This window comes from Pseudomonas sp. SCA2728.1_7 (genome assembly GCF_018138145.1).
In the GTDB taxonomy this organism is placed as follows: domain Bacteria; phylum Pseudomonadota; class Gammaproteobacteria; order Pseudomonadales; family Pseudomonadaceae; genus Aquipseudomonas; species Aquipseudomonas koreensis_A.
Genome location: NZ_CP073104.1, coordinates 5,775,274 through 5,790,000, shown reverse-complemented (window position 1 = coordinate 5,790,000; position 14,727 = coordinate 5,775,274). Strand labels below are relative to the sequence as shown.

The 14,727-nt window shown below is 57.2% G+C and carries 14 protein-coding genes, 5 tRNA genes, 1 pseudogene and 1 riboswitch; of the genes and pseudogenes, 6 read left to right on the top strand and 14 right to left on the bottom strand.

Going from position 1 to position 14,727, the window contains the following annotated elements:
* Nucleotides 1-140 precede the first annotated feature (140 nt).
* Nucleotides 141-217 (bottom strand) — tRNA-Arg (locus KBP52_RS25905).
* 295 nt (nt 218-512) lie between these two features.
* On the opposite strand from KBP52_RS25905, the gene KBP52_RS25900 reads away from it, so the two are divergent.
* A complete protein-coding gene (locus KBP52_RS25900; RefSeq protein ID WP_137218949.1) occupies nt 513-749 on the top strand; it encodes a hypothetical protein in 237 nt (78 codons plus the stop codon).
* A gap of 20 nt (nt 750-769) precedes the next feature.
* Nucleotides 770-949, top strand: a complete 180-nt coding sequence (locus KBP52_RS25895) for a PA3371 family protein (RefSeq protein WP_077574181.1) — start codon at nt 770-772, stop codon at nt 947-949.
* Here the strand turns inward: KBP52_RS25895 and phnN are convergent.
* Nucleotides 924-1,493, bottom strand: coding sequence for a phosphonate metabolism protein/1,5-bisphosphokinase (PRPP-forming) PhnN (phnN, locus tag KBP52_RS25890; RefSeq protein ID WP_212621269.1), 570 nt, complete (start codon nt 1,491-1,493; stop codon nt 924-926). The two genes, KBP52_RS25895 and phnN, sit on opposite strands and share 26 nt — an antisense overlap.
* 131 nt (nt 1,494-1,624) lie before the next feature.
* Between phnN and KBP52_RS25885 the strand changes: the two genes are divergently transcribed.
* The gene (locus KBP52_RS25885; RefSeq protein ID WP_212621268.1) at nt 1,625-1,879 is read left to right on the top strand and encodes a hypothetical protein; all 255 of its coding nucleotides are present in this window, start codon (nt 1,625-1,627) and stop codon (nt 1,877-1,879) included.
* A gap of 4 nt (nt 1,880-1,883) precedes the next feature.
* Nucleotides 1,884-2,210: an Arc family DNA-binding protein gene (locus KBP52_RS25880; protein WP_003178899.1), complete on the top strand. Its 327-nt coding sequence runs from the start codon at nt 1,884-1,886 to the stop codon at nt 2,208-2,210.
* A gap of 113 nt (nt 2,211-2,323) precedes the next feature.
* On the opposite strand, the gene mgtE is transcribed toward KBP52_RS25880, so the two are convergent.
* Entirely contained in the window at nt 2,324-3,766 is a 1,443-nt protein-coding gene (gene mgtE / locus KBP52_RS25875; RefSeq protein ID WP_034153320.1) for a magnesium transporter, read from the bottom strand.
* A 321-nt stretch (nt 3,767-4,087) separates the two neighbouring features.
* Here mgtE and KBP52_RS25870 point away from each other — a divergent pair, with 321 nt between their 5' ends.
* Nucleotides 4,088-4,606: a cell envelope protein SmpA gene (locus tag KBP52_RS25870; RefSeq protein WP_212621267.1), complete on the top strand. Its 519-nt coding sequence runs from the start codon at nt 4,088-4,090 to the stop codon at nt 4,604-4,606.
* A 19-nt stretch (nt 4,607-4,625) separates the two neighbouring features.
* On the opposite strand, the gene KBP52_RS25865 is transcribed toward KBP52_RS25870, so the two are convergent.
* From KBP52_RS25865 to ltaE, 8 genes and pseudogenes are all read right to left on the bottom strand, one after another.
* Nucleotides 4,626-4,702 (bottom strand) — tRNA-Arg (locus KBP52_RS25865).
* Nucleotides 4,703-4,773: 71 nt separating this feature from the next.
* Nucleotides 4,774-4,850 (bottom strand) — tRNA-Arg (locus KBP52_RS25860).
* Nucleotides 4,851-4,921: 71 nt separating this feature from the next.
* Nucleotides 4,922-4,998 (bottom strand) — tRNA-Arg (locus tag KBP52_RS25855).
* Nucleotides 4,999-5,105: 107 nt separating this feature from the next.
* Nucleotides 5,106-5,196: transfer RNA gene (locus tag KBP52_RS25850), tRNA-Ser, on the bottom strand.
* Nucleotides 5,197-5,258: 62 nt separating this feature from the next.
* A complete protein-coding gene (csrA, locus tag KBP52_RS25845; RefSeq protein WP_002554426.1) occupies nt 5,259-5,447 on the bottom strand; it encodes a carbon storage regulator CsrA in 189 nt (62 codons plus the stop codon).
* 187 nt (nt 5,448-5,634) lie between these two features.
* Nucleotides 5,635-6,877, bottom strand: a pseudogene (locus tag KBP52_RS25840) (aspartate kinase).
* A gap of 90 nt (nt 6,878-6,967) precedes the next feature.
* The gene (gene alaS / locus KBP52_RS25835) at nt 6,968-9,586 is read right to left on the bottom strand and encodes an alanine--tRNA ligase (RefSeq protein WP_212621266.1); all 2,619 of its coding nucleotides are present in this window, start codon (nt 9,584-9,586) and stop codon (nt 6,968-6,970) included.
* 146 nt (nt 9,587-9,732) lie between these two features.
* The gene (gene ltaE / locus KBP52_RS25830; RefSeq protein ID WP_212621265.1) at nt 9,733-10,737 is read right to left on the bottom strand and encodes a low-specificity L-threonine aldolase; all 1,005 of its coding nucleotides are present in this window, start codon (nt 10,735-10,737) and stop codon (nt 9,733-9,735) included.
* A gap of 275 nt (nt 10,738-11,012) precedes the next feature.
* Nucleotides 11,013-11,183, top strand: a riboswitch (FMN riboswitch).
* A gap of 101 nt (nt 11,184-11,284) precedes the next feature.
* Between ltaE and KBP52_RS25825 the strand changes: the two genes are divergently transcribed.
* Entirely contained in the window at nt 11,285-11,794 is a 510-nt protein-coding gene (locus KBP52_RS25825; protein WP_007919335.1) for a 6,7-dimethyl-8-ribityllumazine synthase, read from the top strand.
* Nucleotides 11,795-11,915: 121 nt separating this feature from the next.
* Here the strand turns inward: KBP52_RS25825 and astE are convergent, their stop codons facing one another.
* The 3 genes from astE to astB are packed head-to-tail and all read right to left on the bottom strand — an operon-like array spanning nt 11,916 to nt 14,633.
* On the bottom strand, nt 11,916-12,926 hold the full coding sequence (gene astE, locus KBP52_RS25820; protein ID WP_212621264.1) for a succinylglutamate desuccinylase: 1,011 nt from the start codon (nt 12,924-12,926) through the stop codon (nt 11,916-11,918).
* A gap of 12 nt (nt 12,927-12,938) precedes the next feature.
* Nucleotides 12,939-13,229, bottom strand: a complete 291-nt coding sequence (locus tag KBP52_RS25815; protein ID WP_077574188.1) for a topoisomerase II — start codon at nt 13,227-13,229, stop codon at nt 12,939-12,941.
* A gap of 57 nt (nt 13,230-13,286) precedes the next feature.
* Nucleotides 13,287-14,633 carry an N-succinylarginine dihydrolase gene (gene astB / locus KBP52_RS25810; RefSeq protein WP_016983957.1) on the bottom strand — a complete coding sequence of 449 codons (1,347 nt, stop codon included), beginning with the start codon at nt 14,631-14,633 and terminating at the stop codon, nt 13,287-13,289.
* Between the last annotated feature and the right edge of the window lie 94 nt (nt 14,634-14,727).

Genomic DNA, 14,727 nt, shown 5'->3' with positions numbered 1-14,727 from the left:
CGCTTACGCACGCCTGATTCAAAATCAAGGAGACAGCCCCTCTAGCAGCAAGCGCAGGCAAGCCCCCTTGGCCCATGACAAAGCCAGAGCCTTGAGCATTGGGTTAGCGAACAGCAAGGGAGAGGAGTTTCTATAGTAGATGGTGTCCCAGGGCAGGTTCGAACTGCCAACCTTCCCCTTAGGAGGGGGATGCTCTATCCAATTGAGCTACTGAGACACACGTTTCGTCGCAGCAGACGCTGCATGACGGACGGCGTGCATGTTAACCACCGAACCCCGATTTGTCATGTCGTCCGTAGGGCTTTTTAAGTGTAGGCAGGCGCCCTGTGATGCTGCGGGAAAAATTACCGTGCATTTTGCACGCAGGCTTAAAAGCCATCAGTGCAGATTGCAACCTGCACAATCCGAAAAACTTGCTCAAATGCTTGTTTTTAAAGGACTTAACAGAGGTTAGACTGTTGGCACGACGGCTGCTTTGTCTGTTCAATAGAAGAACATTCGGAGCTACGCCCATGAACAGCACCCTTTTGCTTGCAAACGCAATTGCTCTGGCGGTTTTGGTGAGCTTCCATTTTATCCCCGCAAGCGACTCGCCGGAGCCATTGGCCCAGCGTATGCCGCATTACTTGCAGGTACAAAAAGCCCCCCAACTGGCAGTACTGAGCGATCAGGGCACATCAACACCGCTGGCCGTCAGTAACTCTGAGCAAGTGCGACCAGCACTGACCTCCGAACATCTGGTTTTTTGAAATATCTTCAGGAGTACAACATGTCCAAGTCAGCTGCGGGATTTCTGATCCTCGCCCTTTTGAGTGGCGTTGCGCATTTATCGCTGTTCGAAGGCGCTGAAATCACCCTGCCCCTGATTGGCTGCGCCGTTTTTGCCGTGCTATTTGTGCTGGCACTGGCAGCAGGACGAAAGATCAAATTTGATCCGGTTTTACGCTGAGCCGGATCAGACGCAAGAGATCATTGACGGCGTCCGCCAGATCTCCGGAATTGTCGACAATATGTACTGGCCCATCACTTGATCTCCTATCCTTGAACAACGCATTGCGAGCCAGTCTTGCATCAATTTGCTCAAGCGTTTCCCTACCACGCTTGAGCAGACGCTCTCGCAGTACTTCATCCCTGACCGTCAGCAAAACCGGCAGCAACGCTGGATAGCATTCAATTGCCTGACGCAGATTGGCCCTAGAGCCATTGACCAGCACATGCTGCCCATCGCTTAGGCGCTGATCCATTTCCACCGGAATCCCGTAGGCAAGACCATTGGCACGCCAGGCCAGCGAGAAATTGCCAGCATGCTCACGACGTTCGAACTCTTCCGGTGTTACACCAATAGCATCCTCCCCTACCGATTCGGCAGATCGTGTGATCACCCGGCGCATCACATGGCAATTCAAAGCGCGTAATGGCTGCCGAGCTGCCTCAATCAAACTGTCCTTGCCTGAACCGGAAGGCCCCATCAAATAAATTAGCTTGCCATCCATCCTGAAAACGCCCTCCAGCGGGTGCCTGCCACTAGTAAATCGGCAATTTGCCACTATCCTGTAAAGGTAAGGAACAAGGATGCAGAACCCGCATAGAATGCACGCTCTGATGCCTTCGGACATCAATTCATATGCAGCAGGAAGCGGGCAAGGATGCGGACAGAGGCGAAGTTTTCAAACCAGTCCGCATTTCTGATAATTGGTGCTGGCATTACGCCTTTACCCAGCTCAATATTTGTCACAGAATTGACGCCAATGATCTGGCAATTTTGAGGCATGATGCGGGCCTCTTAACAATTCAGGTTGAACCATTTGGCGCGGATGCTTGTCCTACCACACATCCTGCGGCCAATCCCGAGAACCGCTCCCCTGAACTAACCGGTTAAATATATGCGCCCATTGAAACAGGCAATTTATTCCAGCCGTACGGCTGACAAGTTTGTCGTACGTCTGCCAGACGGAATGCGTGAACGCATTGCCGAGGTGGCTCGCAATCATCATCGCAGCATGAACTCCGAGATCATTGCGCGCCTTGAGCAGAGTCTTATTCAGGAAGGCGCACTGGGCGAAGAGCTGAGCATGCGCCTGGACAGCCCGGAGCTGTCGTTGCACGAGCGCGAGCTGTTGCAACGTTTCCGCCAGCTATCTCATCGTCAGCAAAACGCTTTGGTGTCCTTGATTGCCCATGACGCCGAAATGGCAGCAGACGCGTCCTGAGCCATACCGAACATCTCAAGCCAGCTTAACTGCTGGCTTTTTTTTGCGCGGAATTTGAGTTTTCGCAGCCACAAAAAAGCCCGCCAATTGGCGGGCAGTTTCGCTAATACCGATCAGAGCAGGAAGATTGTCGCCAACCCCAGGAAGATGAAGAAACCACCACTGTCCGTCATCGCAGTGATCATCACGCTCGCCCCCATCGCCGGATCTCGCCCCATCTTCGCTAGGGTCATAGGGATCAACACTCCCATCAACGCAGCCAGCAACAGATTCAGCGTCATCGCTGCCGTCATTACCACGCCCAACGACCAACTGCCGTAGAGCAGATAAGCAACGACGCCGATCACACCGCCCCAGACCAAGCCATTAATCAAGCCCACCGCCAACTCCTTGCGCATCAGACGCGAGGTATTGCCAGTGCTGACCTGATCGAGCGCCATGGCGCGAACAATCATGGTGATCGTCTGATTACCGGAATTGCCGCCGATACCCGCCACGATCGGCATGAGCGCTGCAAGCGCTACCAGCTTCTCGATCGAGCCTTCGAACAGACCGATCACTCGAGAGGCGACAAACGCAGTGATCAGGTTGACCGCCAGCCATGCCCAACGGTTGCGTAAAGACTTCCAGACGGAGGCGAAGATGTCTTCCTCTTCACGCAGACCGGCCATGTTGAGAACTTCGCTCTCACTCTCTTCACGAATCAGGTCAACCATTTCATCAATGGTCAGACGGCCGATCAACTTGCCGTTCTTGTCGACTACAGGGGCCGAGATCAAGTCGTAACGCTCGAACGCCTGCGCGGCGTCGTAAGCGTCTTCGTCCGGATGGAAACTCACCGGATCGCTGGCCATCACTTCGGCAACCTGCTTGTCCGGGTCATTGACCAGCAGACGCTTGATCGGCAGCACACCCTTGAGCACACCGTCGTAGTCGACGACGAACAGCTTGTCGGTATGACCCGGCAGCTCTTTGAGTCGACGCAGATAACGCAGAACCACTTCGAGGCTGACATCCTCACGGATGGTGACCATCTCGAAGTCCATCAACGCACCGACCTGCTCCTCGTCGTAAGACAGGGCCGACCGTACGCGTTCACGTTGCTGGTTATCCAGACTCTCCATCAGCTCATGGACGACGTCTCGCGGCAGCTCGGAAGCCAGGTCAGCAAGTTCGTCGGCGTCCATGTCCTTGGCCGCAGCCAAGAGCTCGTGATCGTCCATGTCGGCGATCAGCGTTTCACGAACGGAGTCGGATACTTCGAGAAGGATATCGCCGTCGCGATCAGCCTTGACCAATTGCCAGAGCGTCAGACGATCGTCCAGCGGCAGGGCTTCAAGGATGTAGGCAACGTCAGCGGAGTGCAGATCATCGAGCTTGCGTTGCAGCTCGACGAGGTTTTGTCGGTGAACCAGGTTTTCGACGCGATCGTGATGCGCGCCTTCCTGGCGGTGAGTCAGGTCTTCGACGACCCGCTGACGCTGCAGCAGTTCGACGACCTGAGCCAGGCGATCCTGCAGGCTTTCTTGTGTTTTCTTTACTTCGATTTCAGACATAGGCGAACTCCACTCCCAGCAGCGGGGCACGCCGGAAGGATCAATCAGTCAATTCATGATTGGTGAAACTATTTACTGAGTAACTACTGGGTAAGTCCATGGAGGTTTTCCATAAGCCCCGGCGGGGCTGACGGGCGCAATGATACACCGCCTGACGGTTTAAAACGTTAAAAAATCGCGGTCGAAACAAGCGCTTGCGAAACAAACCTGAGCGCTGTCCTGATCCCTGCAAATGCGACGACTCATCCTGAAAAGAAAACACACCAGCACTTGAAAATGTAGCGACTACCCTTGAGCGTAGATCGTCATGGAGGACGCCGAATGCCATTGAAACCATCCCACCTCGTACTCACCAGCCTGCTCTGCCTGCCACCCACCGGGGCCGCCCTCACCCTCCATCGCTGCGAAGCCGCTGACGGCAGCATCACGTTCACCTCGATGAGCTGCGCACAAGGCGAGCAGCGCTCAGCACAGGAAGTCCACCCCTACTTACCCGGATCGGTTGTGGCAGTGATGCCGGAACACAACCATGAAGAAACATCAGGCATGACAACGCGAAATAGAGAACCAGGCATTGTTGGCCACACTGAAGACAAATGCGGAAACCTGATCGACGCGAGACAACGTCGCGCCGCGATCATCAATCAACGCGTGATTGCCGGCATGAGTCAGCAAGATGTCGAAAGTGCGCTAGGCAAACCGGACAAAGTGAATATTCGAACATCGACGACGAGCTATCGATACGACCTCAAGCGAGGCAGGAGTGCTCAAATAGATTTTGACGAGAGAGGATGCGTGAAGGCAAAAGCCAAATCGCGAACAGCAAAAAGCCCGCGTTAAACGCGGGCTTTTCGGTATATGGTGCACTCGACAGGATTCGAACCTGTGACCGCTCGGTTCGTAGCCGAGTACTCTATCCAGCTGAGCTACGAGTGCATTTGTGTTTTTAGACCAGACCACAACTGGCTGAAACCAAGTTATTCACATTGCTGCAACTAACTCTTAAATGGTGCACTCGACAGGATTCGAACCTGTGACCGCTCGGTTCGTAGCCGAGTACTCTATCCAGCTGAGCTACGAGTGCATTTGTGTTTTTAGACCAGATCACATCTGGTTGAAGCCAAGTCATTTACATTGCTGTAACTGACTCTTAAATGGTGCACTCGACAGGATTCGAACCTGTGACCGCTCGGTTCGTAGCCGAGTACTCTATCCAGCTGAGCTACGAGTGCATTTGTTGCGCCGCATTATAGCCCGTCTAATCTCTATTCCAACCACTTTTTCTATAAATTTCAACAACTTACAGAAAAAGCCAGATTACGACGTACTAAGCAAATAATGGCGGAGAACGGGGGATTCGAACCCCCGACACCCTTGTGAGGTGTACTCCCTTAGCAGGGGAGCGCCTTCGGCCACTCGGCCAGCTCTCCGCAACACGGGGCGTATCTTAACCAACCTTTTCCCCGTTTGCAAACATAAAAATCGATAAAAATTAATGGCTTGGTTCTTCGTCCTTCTCTTTCTTTATACGCAGGTAAATTTCCTCACGGTGCACGGCAACCTCTTTCGGGGCGTTGACGCCGATACGCACTTGGTTTCCTTTAACGCCGAGCACGGTCACGGTGATTTCGCCATCACCGATAATCAGGCTTTCTGCGCACCGACGAGTCAGAATCAGCATACCTTTCTCCTCACGCAATTCAGTTCAGGGACAACAGTCTGCAAAAAAAAGGCACCCGACCTACAACCGGAGCGATCGTAGCCCTACATGCCTGAGTATTGACCAGCGCGAGCAAAAGAACAGTTCAGGGCTCGCGCCATTCAAAAAATAAAGGGCGCGGTCAGACCGCGCCCTTCAAGAAACGGAATTACTCGCCTTGACGGGCCGGAGCATCCAGTTCGAAAGCCGTGTGCAGGGCGCGCACGGCCAATTCCAGGTACTTCTCTTCAATCACCACGGAAACCTTGATTTCCGAAGTCGAGATCATCTGGATGTTGATGCTTTCTTTTGCCAGGGATTCGAACATGCGGCTGGCCACGCCTGCGTGGGAACGCATGCCGACGCCGACGATCGAGACCTTGGCAATCTTGGTGTCGCCAACCACTTCACGGGCACCGATCTCGCGAGCGGTGTTTTCCAGCACGGTCTGTGCGGCCTGGTAGTCGTTGCGGTGTACGGTGAAGGTGAAGTCGGTGGTGTTATCGTGCGCAACGTTCTGCACGATCATGTCGACTTCGATGTTCGCGGCACTGATCGGGCCGAGAATCTTGAACGCCACGCCCGGGGTGTCTGGCACGCCACGGATGGTCAGCTTGGCTTCATCGCGGTTGAAAGCGATGCCGGAAATGATCGGCTGTTCCATGGTTTCCTCTTCATCAATAGTAATGAGGGTGCCCGGACCCTCCTTGAAGCTGTGCAGTACGCGCAGCGGAACGTTGTACTTGCCGGCGAATTCCACCGCACGGATTCTGCAACACCTTGGAACCGAGGCTGGCCATTTCCAGCATCTCTTCAAAGGTGATCTTGTCCAGACGCTGAGCGACTGGCACGACACGCGGGTCAGTGGTGTAAACACCATCAACGTCGGTGTAGATCTGGCACTCGTCAGCCTTCAACGCGGCAGCCAGTGCCACACCGGTGGTGTCGGAACCGCCACGACCGAGGGTGGTGATGTTGCCGTGCTCGTCGACGCCCTGGAAACCGGCGACAACCACCACGCGACCCGCTTTCAGATCACCACGAATCTTCTGGTCATCAATCTGCAAGATACGCGCTTTGTTGTGCGCACTGTCGGTCAGGATCCGCACCTGGTTACCGGTGTACGACACCGCCGGCACACCGCGCTTGATCAGCGCCATGGCCAACAGGGCAATCGTCACCTGCTCACCGGTGGAAACGATCACGTCCAGTTCACGCGGAACCGGTTGAGTGTCGCCACTGATTTGCTTGGCCAGATCGATCAGACGGTTGGTTTCGCCGCTCATTGCAGACAGCACAACCACCAGGTCATCGCCGGCATCGCGGAATTTCTTCACCTTGTCGGCAACCTGCTCGATTCTCTCGACGGTACCGACCGAGGTGCCTCCAAATTTCTGTACGATCAAAGCCATTTCAAAGCCGCCTCTGCCCATGAAGGGCGCCCAATAATCACTCGAACAGCCGCCGGGCCCGCCACTAGACTGCGGGCCCGCCGTGCCGTCTTATAAACCCTGCTCGACGAATGGAAAGGTCAGCGCCAATGCACCATCCAGCGCGCCGGCGTCGATACCGCCGCCCTGCGCCATGTCCGGACGACCACCGCCCTTCCCGCCCACTGCCGCAGCAGCCTGCTTCATCAAATCACCGGCTTTGAGTTGGCCAGTCAGGTCTTTGGTTACGCCAGCAACCAGAACGACCTTTTCCTCATGGACACTGCCGAGCAGGATCACTGCGCGACCGAGTTTGTTCTTCAACTGATCAACCAGCGCCAGCAGCGCCTTGGCGTCCTGACCATCCAGACGTGCGGCCAGAACCTTCACGCCTTTGACGTCCAGCGCCGAGGACGACAGATCGTCGCCCGCAGCGCTGGCCGCCTTGGCTTGCAACTGCTCGAGTTGCTTCTCCAGTTGGCGGTTGCGCTCCAGCACAGCTGACAGCTTGTCGATCAGGTTGTCGCGGCTGCCCTTGACCAGGCTGGCCGCTTCCTTGAGTTGTTCTTCTGCCGCGTTCAAGTAGGCCAGTGCTTGCGCACCAGTGACTGCCTCGATACGACGTACGCCCGATGCCACACCGCCTTCGCTGATGATTTTCAGCAGGCCGATGTCGCCGGTACGGTTGGCGTGGATACCGCCGCACAGCTCGACGGAGAAATCGCCGCCCATGCTCAGCACGCGCACGTTGTCGCCGTACTTCTCGCCGAACAGCGCCATGGCGCCTTTGTTCTTGGCGGTTTCGATGTCGGTTTCTTCGGTTTCAACGGCGGAGTTCTTGCGGATCTCGGCGTTGACGATGTCTTCCAGTGCTTTGATCTGTTCCGGCTTGATCGCTTCAAAGTGGCTGAAGTCGAAACGCAGACGCTGGCTATCGACCAACGAACCTTTCTGTTGAACGTGCTCGCCCAATACCTGACGCAGCGCAGCGTGCAGCAAGTGCGTGGCCGAGTGGTTCAGCGAAGTCGCGTGACGCACTTCGGCATCGACGTGGGTTTCCACTGGCGCGCCGATGGTCAGGCTGCCCGAATCCAGCACGCCGTGGTGCAGGAATGCGCCGCCAGTCTTGGTGGTGTCACGTACGTCGAAACGTGCGTTGCCAGCCTGCAGATAACCACAGTCGCCGATCTGGCCGCCGGATTCAGCGTAGAACGGCGTCTGATTCAGAACGATCACCGCCTCTTCGCCTTCATTCAAGACGTCGACCGACTGGCCATCTTTATAGATAGCGACGATTTTTGCCGAACCGCTGGTGTCTTTGTAGCCGGTGAATTCGGTGGCCACATCAACCTTGACCAAGGTGTTGTAGTCCAGACCGAACGAGCTGGCCGAACGCGCGCGAACACGCTGGGCTTCCATCTCACGCTCGAAACCGGCTTCGTCGACAGTCAGGCTGCGCTCGCGGGCGATGTCGGCGGTCAGGTCCATCGGGAAACCGTAAGTGTCGTAGAGTTTGAACACCACGTCGCCCGGCACCACGGTGCCTTTGAGTTCCAGCAGATCCTGCTCGAGGATCTTCAGACCGTGCTCCAGCGTCTTGGAGAACTGCTCTTCTTCAGCCTTGAGCACGCGCTCGATGTTGCTCTGCTGCTTCTTCAGTTCCGGGAAGGCTTCGCCCATCTCGGCAACCAGCGCCGCGACGATCTTGTAGAAGAAGCTGCCGGTGGCACCCAGCTTGTTGCCGTGACGGCAGGCGCGACGGATGATCCGACGCAGCACATAGCCGCGACCTTCGTTGGACGGCAGCACGCCGTCGGCGATCAGGAAACCGCACGAACGGATGTGATCGGAAACAACCTTGAGCGAAGACTGATCGCCATTTTCGCAACCGATGGCTTCAGCCGAGGCCTTCAGCAGGTTCTTGAACAGGTCGATGTCGTAGTTGGAGTTGACGTGCTGCATCACCGCACTGATCCGCTCCAGGCCCATGCCGGTGTCGACCGACGGTGCTGGCAACGGATGCAACACGCCATCGGCGGTGCGGTTGAACTGCATGAACACGTTGTTCCAGATCTCGATGTAACGGTCGCCATCTTCTTCCGGCGAGCCCGGTGGGCCGCCCCAGATGTGGTCGCCGTGATCGTAGAAAATCTCGGTGCATGGGCCGCACGGGCCGGTATCGCCCATGGTCCAGAAGTTGTCAGAGGCGTATGGCGCGCCTTTGTTGTCGCCGATGCGGATCATGCGCTCGACCGGCACACCGATTTGTTTGGTCCAGATGTCATACGCTTCGTCGTCGGAGGCGTAAACGGTGACCCAGAGTTTTTCCTTCGGCAGTTGCAGAACGCCGGTCAAGAAGGTCCACGCGTAGGTAATCGCGTCTTTCTTGAAATAGTCGCCGAAGCTGAAGTTACCGAGCATTTCAAAGAACGTGTGGTGACGAGCGGTATAACCGACGTTTTCCAGGTCGCTGTTCTTGCCACCGGCACGCACGCATTTCTGGCTGCTGGTCGCACGGGTGTACGCACGTTTTTCCTGGCCCAGGAAGCAGTCCTTGAACTGGTTCATCCCCGCGTTAGTGAACAGCAGGGTTGGGTCGTTGCCCGGAATCAAAGAGCTGGAGGCTACACGGGTGTGGCCTTGCTCTTCGAAGAAGCGAAGGAAGGCTTCACGGATTTCTGCGCTTTTCATTAGGTTCTTCCACGGAGGCTGCGGCCAAAGGCCTGTTCGAAACGTCAACAGACGAAGCGACGGCAAAGGGCCGCATTATATCGGCCCTGCGCGCGGGGTACAGCGTGTTTATACGATAGAAACGGTCAATTGGACGGCTAACGCTGTCACTTGCGCGAAAACTCGACGAATGTCGCGATCACTTGCTCGATTTGCGAGCGATTGACGTCCATGTGCGTGACCATACGCAGGCGTGCGGCGGCGCTCAACTTGATCCCGCGTTCGGCAGCAAAGGCCTTGATCGCTTCGGCTTTGTCGCCCATTTGCACATAAACCATGTTGGTTTGCACGGGTTCGACGATGAAACCTGCTTCACGCAGACCTTCGGCGAGCAATTGCGCATTGGCGTGATCGTCGGCCAGACGCTCGACGTTGTGATCCAGCGCATACAGCCCCGCCGCCGCCAACAACCCGGCCTGACGCATGCCGCCACCGACCATTTTGCGCAAACGCCGGGCCTTGCCGATCAGTTGCTCCGAACCGCACAACACCGAGCCGACCGGCGCGCCAAGACCTTTGGACAGGCACACCGATACCGAATCAAAGTACTGAGTGATTTCCCGTGCATCGACGCCCAGCTTGACCGCCGCGTTGTAAAGACGCGCGCCGTCGAGGTGCAACTGGAGACCGTGGTCTTGGGTGAATTGGCGGGCCCGAGCCAGATAGTCCAGTGGCAGCACTTTGCCTTGCATGGTGTTTTCCAGCGCCAGCAGACGAGTCCGGGCGAAATGGAAGTCGTCAGGTTTGATCGCTGCCGCGACCTGATCCAGATCCAGCGAACCGTCAGCCTGCACTTCCAGCGGCTGTGGCTGAATCGAACCGAGCACCGCCGCACCACCGCCCTCGTACTTGTAGGTGTGCGCCTGCTGGCCAACGATGTACTCGTCGCCGCGCTCGCAATGCGCCATCAAACCCAGCAGGTTGCTCATGGTGCCGGTCGGCACAAACAAAGCGGCGGCAAAACCCAATCGTTGGGCCAATTCGGCTTCCAGGCGATTGACCGTCGGATCTTCGCCGTACACGTCATCGCCGGTGTCCGCCGCAGTCATCGCGTCGAGCATGGCCGGAGTCGGTTGGGTGACGGTGTCGCTGCGAAGATCGATAACGCTCATGAACCTGGCCTCAAGTCAGCAGGGGAAATCCCTTTACGAAGTGGAATTACTGCGGGCATCGCGTGGATTAATCAACCCTTGAGCGCGAAAAGGTCAGGTTACTTCTTGAAAACACACCATCCATGTGGGAGCGAGCCTGCTCGCGAAAGCAGTCTGTCAGTGACACATCTGCTGACTGACACACTGCTTTCGCGAGCAGGCTCGCTCCCACAGGTTCTGTGCAGGGCCGGAAAATATGTGTTAAAAACGCTGCGCCGCCCGAGAAAGGGCGGCAAAAACGTTCTCAGGGCGGGGTGCAATTCCCCACCGGCGGTAATTGCGCGCAATGCGTATAGCCCGCGAGCGCTTGGTGCTGACACGGCTTTGGTTGTGCGCGGCGGCAAGGTCAGCAGACCCGGTGTGATTCCGGGGCCGACGGTCATAGTCCGGATGAAGAGAGAACGGGATTAACGCCAAAGGGCCGTCCGCGCGATGTTGTGCGTGTGCGCACCCTTGAATCCCTTTCGATTCATAACGCCCTGTTTTTCACACAAACAGGAGTCAGAACATGCAACCCACCGCTATCGACAGCAAAAGCAAACACCCTCATGGCGAGCGCGTCGCGTTCATCCAGGCCTGCTGGCACAAGGAAATCGTCGACCAGAGCCGTAAAGGCTTCGTCGCTGAAATGATTGCCTTGGGTTATCAGGAATCGGACATCGATATCTTCGAAGTCGGCGGCGCCTTTGAAATGCCCCTGCACGCCAAGTTGCTGGCCAAGACCGGTCGCTATGCCGGCATCGTCGCCGCAGCCTTGGTCGTGGACGGCGGCATCTACCGTCACGAGTTCGTCGCCCAGTCGGTGGTCAGCGGCCTGATGCAGGTGCAACTGGAAACCGAAGTGCCGGTGTTCTCGGTGTCGCTGACGCCGCATCACTTCCATGCCGGTGACGAGCATCAGAAGTTCTTCTTCGAGCACTTTGTGCACAAGGGTCAGGAAGCGGCGCGGACTTGCGCGGATACGCTGCGCAAGGTTCGCGCGCTGCGCCGTACTGAGCCGCATGCTGTAGCCGTGTAAACACGGAACCAAAACTGTAGGAGTGAGCCTGCTCGCGATAGCGGAGTGTCAGTCGACCAATGTAGTGACTGATACATTGCAATCGCGAGCAGGCTCACTCCTACAGGGGTTTTGCGTAGGATCAGGCGAGATTTTCGTCGGTGGTCGGGACGATCAGGATGCCCGCGCGCAAGCCGTTTTTGACCTTGGGATTGGGGAAGATGATCCGCGCGCCCTGCTCTTCGATGATCCAACGGGTATTGGCCAAATCCTCGGCCAACACATAACCCACTTCCAACTCGGAAAAGTTTTCGATGTCCTGCGGCAGGTTCAAACGAAAGGCATCGCTGTGCTTGATGATTTCCCGCGCGACGCTGAACAGCTGCAAACCATCCAGCCGTGGTTCAGCCATCTCCGGCTCAGTGCCTTCGATGATCTGCTTCAGACGAGTTTCCAGCAGCGAGACGTTAACCCCGTCGTTCTGCCCGAACGGCCGCGCCTTGCCCAGTTCCAGCGTGAAAGCCTCGGCACCGAGCTTGTCGTAGGTGTACGAGCTGAACACGATCGACGGTTTGTTCTGCAATAGCACCGCTTCCATCCCGGCAGCACGCAGACGTGCCAGTTCAAGACGGGAATGCTGACGACCTTCCTTCCACGGATACAGCGCGAACTGTTCGATCTTCGAGCCGCGAATAGCGGTGTGCAGGTCGTAGTGCAGACGCTGGCGATCCGGCAGGCTGAAGAAGCTCGCCGCCAACCGCTCCAGCTCACAGGCACGCAGCGCTTCGCTGCCACTGCTTTGTTCATGACGGCCGTTGAACAGCCGATTGACGTCCTGCTCGACGAAACGCTCGCCTTTGCGAATCGCTTCCGGGTTGCCGAACAGGAACAGAATGCGTGCGCGCGGCTTCAGATCGCCACGCGCGATGTCGTGCAGCAGTCGATCAAGCAACTCGATCGGTGCAGTTTCGTTGCCGTGGATGCCCGCCGACAGCAGCAGGTCCAGGCCGTTGTCGCGTGCTTCCGGTGGCCGGACTTCCAGCGCACCTTCGCTCAACCAGCGCATGCGCACGCCTTCGACAGTCAGTTGAGTCTTCTCCGCCGGTTCGCGGCCGGCGAGGGTCAGTTCAAGCAGTTTGCCGAGGGCGAGCATAGAGCGGTTTCCTTAGTGGTCGTGGTTGCAATCCGGGCCGTGCACGTGGTCTTCGTCGTCGCCGACGTCAGCCGGTTCCATTTCCAGTTGCAGACTTACCAGATTAGTCGCCAATGGGCGCAGCAGCAGGTTGGCGTACTCGGCGTCACCTTCTTCAACATCCACGCCGATCAGCAGTTGGCCACGGCCGTCCTGCTGGATCCACAGCTCTTTGCCTTGCCACATGACCGCAACGCGGGTGCAGGAAGTCTCCTGTTGCGTGCCGTCGGTGTCTTCAAGGATCAGCTGCAGGGAATCGCTCATGTTTTTACTCTCTTGGGGAGACAAGCCGCGCGCCGCGTTCAGGCGACGCGCCGGCCATCAATTGATCTGGAATGGATAAACCGCGCCCAGTTTAAGGATTTGCGTCAGTTCATCCAGTGCCGTCCGGCATTCAAGCAGCAATTGCGGATCCGCCAGATCGGTTTCGCTCAGGCGGTCGCGGTAGTGCTTTTCAACCCATGCGGTCAACGAACCGTACAACGGTGGCGTCATGATAACCCCTGGGTTGACCGCCGCCAGTTCGGTTTCGTTAAGCGCGACGCGCAGTCGCAGGCACGCCGGGCCACCGCCGTTCTGCATGCTTTGCTTGAGATCGAAGACTTTCACTTCGCGGATCAGACCGCCAGAGCTGGTCAGACTTTGCAGATACGCCCAGACGCGCTCGTTGGCCTGACACTCTTGCGGCACGATCAGCAGCATTGAGCCGTCAGGACGCGACAGCAACTGGCTGTTGAACAGGTAGGAACGTACCGCGTCATCCACGGTGACCGCCGAACGCGGCACACACACGGACTGGAAGTTGCCGCCGACTTTGGCCAGCTTGCTTTGCAGCTCAGCCAGCATCGACTCGGTGTCGAGGAAGGCGTCCTCGTGATAGAACAGCACCTCACCATTACCCACGGCGATCACGTCGTTGTGGAACACGCCCTGATCGATCACGTTCGGGTTTTGCTGGGCGTAAACCACGCCTTCGTCACGCAAACCGTGCAGACGCGCTACCGCTTGCGACGCTTCGAGGGTTTGGCGCGCCGGGTACTTTTGCGGCGCCGGGAATCGGTTGTCGAAGGCACTGCGACCGAACACGAAGAACTCGACGCCCGCCTCGCCATACTCACGGCAGAAACGCGTGTGGTTGGCCGCGCCTTCGTCACCGAACTGCGCGACCGCTGGCAATGCTGCGTGATGAGCAAAGTGCTGCTGATTGGCGAACATCGCACCGAGCACACGGCTGGTGGTCGGGTGCTCGATGCTGCGGTGGTATTTGCAGTTGAGGTTGGCGGCGGTGAAATGCACGCGGCCATCAGCGGTATCGGCACTCGGGCTGACCGTGGCGGCGTTGGCCACCCACATGCTCGACGCCGAGCAACTGGCGACCAGCAGCGGCATCGCCTCTTTGGCGGCGCGCTCGATCACTTGCGCGTCAGTGCCGCTGAAACCCAGACGGCGCAGAGCGGCCACGTCCGGACGTTCCTGCGGTGCCAGCACACCTTGCTGAAAGCCCATCTCCATCAGCGCTTTCATCTTCGCCAGACCTTGCAGCGCCGCTTCCTTCGGATTCGAAGACTGCTGGCTGTTGCTCTGGGAGGCAACGTTGCCGTAGGACAGACCACCGTAGTTATGGGTCGGCCCCACTAGACCGTCAAAGTTGACTTCATAGGATTTCATCAGCGAGGCTCCACGAGAATCTGTTGTTATAGGCTTCAGGTAACAATTCAGTCAGACCGCGTCGCGGCTATCGCGAGCAGGCTCACTCCTACAG

Excerpts from the sequence above, each read along its gene's own strand:
- KBP52_RS25900 (WP_137218949.1), top strand. The coding sequence starts at position 513 with ATGAACAGCACCCTTTTGCTTGCAAACGCAATTGCTCTGGCGGTTTTG.
- KBP52_RS25895 (WP_077574181.1), top strand. The coding sequence starts at position 770 with ATGTCCAAGTCAGCTGCGGGATTTCTGATCCTCGCCCTTTTGAGTGGC.
- phnN (WP_212621269.1), bottom strand. The coding sequence starts at position 1,493 with ATGGATGGCAAGCTAATTTATTTGATGGGGCCTTCCGGTTCAGGCAAG.
- KBP52_RS25885 (WP_212621268.1), top strand. The coding sequence starts at position 1,625 with ATGCAGCAGGAAGCGGGCAAGGATGCGGACAGAGGCGAAGTTTTCAAA.
- KBP52_RS25880 (WP_003178899.1), top strand. The coding sequence starts at position 1,884 with ATGCGCCCATTGAAACAGGCAATTTATTCCAGCCGTACGGCTGACAAG.
- mgtE (WP_034153320.1), bottom strand. The coding sequence starts at position 3,766 with ATGTCTGAAATCGAAGTAAAGAAAACACAAGAAAGCCTGCAGGATCGC.
- KBP52_RS25870 (WP_212621267.1), top strand. The coding sequence starts at position 4,088 with ATGCCATTGAAACCATCCCACCTCGTACTCACCAGCCTGCTCTGCCTG.
- csrA (WP_002554426.1), bottom strand. The coding sequence starts at position 5,447 with ATGCTGATTCTGACTCGTCGGTGCGCAGAAAGCCTGATTATCGGTGAT.
- alaS (WP_212621266.1), bottom strand. The coding sequence starts at position 9,586 with ATGAAAAGCGCAGAAATCCGTGAAGCCTTCCTTCGCTTCTTCGAAGAG.
- ltaE (WP_212621265.1), bottom strand. The coding sequence starts at position 10,737 with ATGAGCGTTATCGATCTTCGCAGCGACACCGTCACCCAACCGACTCCG.
- KBP52_RS25825 (WP_007919335.1), top strand. The coding sequence starts at position 11,285 with ATGCAACCCACCGCTATCGACAGCAAAAGCAAACACCCTCATGGCGAG.
- astE (WP_212621264.1), bottom strand. The coding sequence starts at position 12,926 with ATGCTCGCCCTCGGCAAACTGCTTGAACTGACCCTCGCCGGCCGCGAA.
- KBP52_RS25815 (WP_077574188.1), bottom strand. The coding sequence starts at position 13,229 with ATGAGCGATTCCCTGCAGCTGATCCTTGAAGACACCGACGGCACGCAA.
- astB (WP_016983957.1), bottom strand. The coding sequence starts at position 14,633 with ATGAAATCCTATGAAGTCAACTTTGACGGTCTAGTGGGGCCGACCCAT.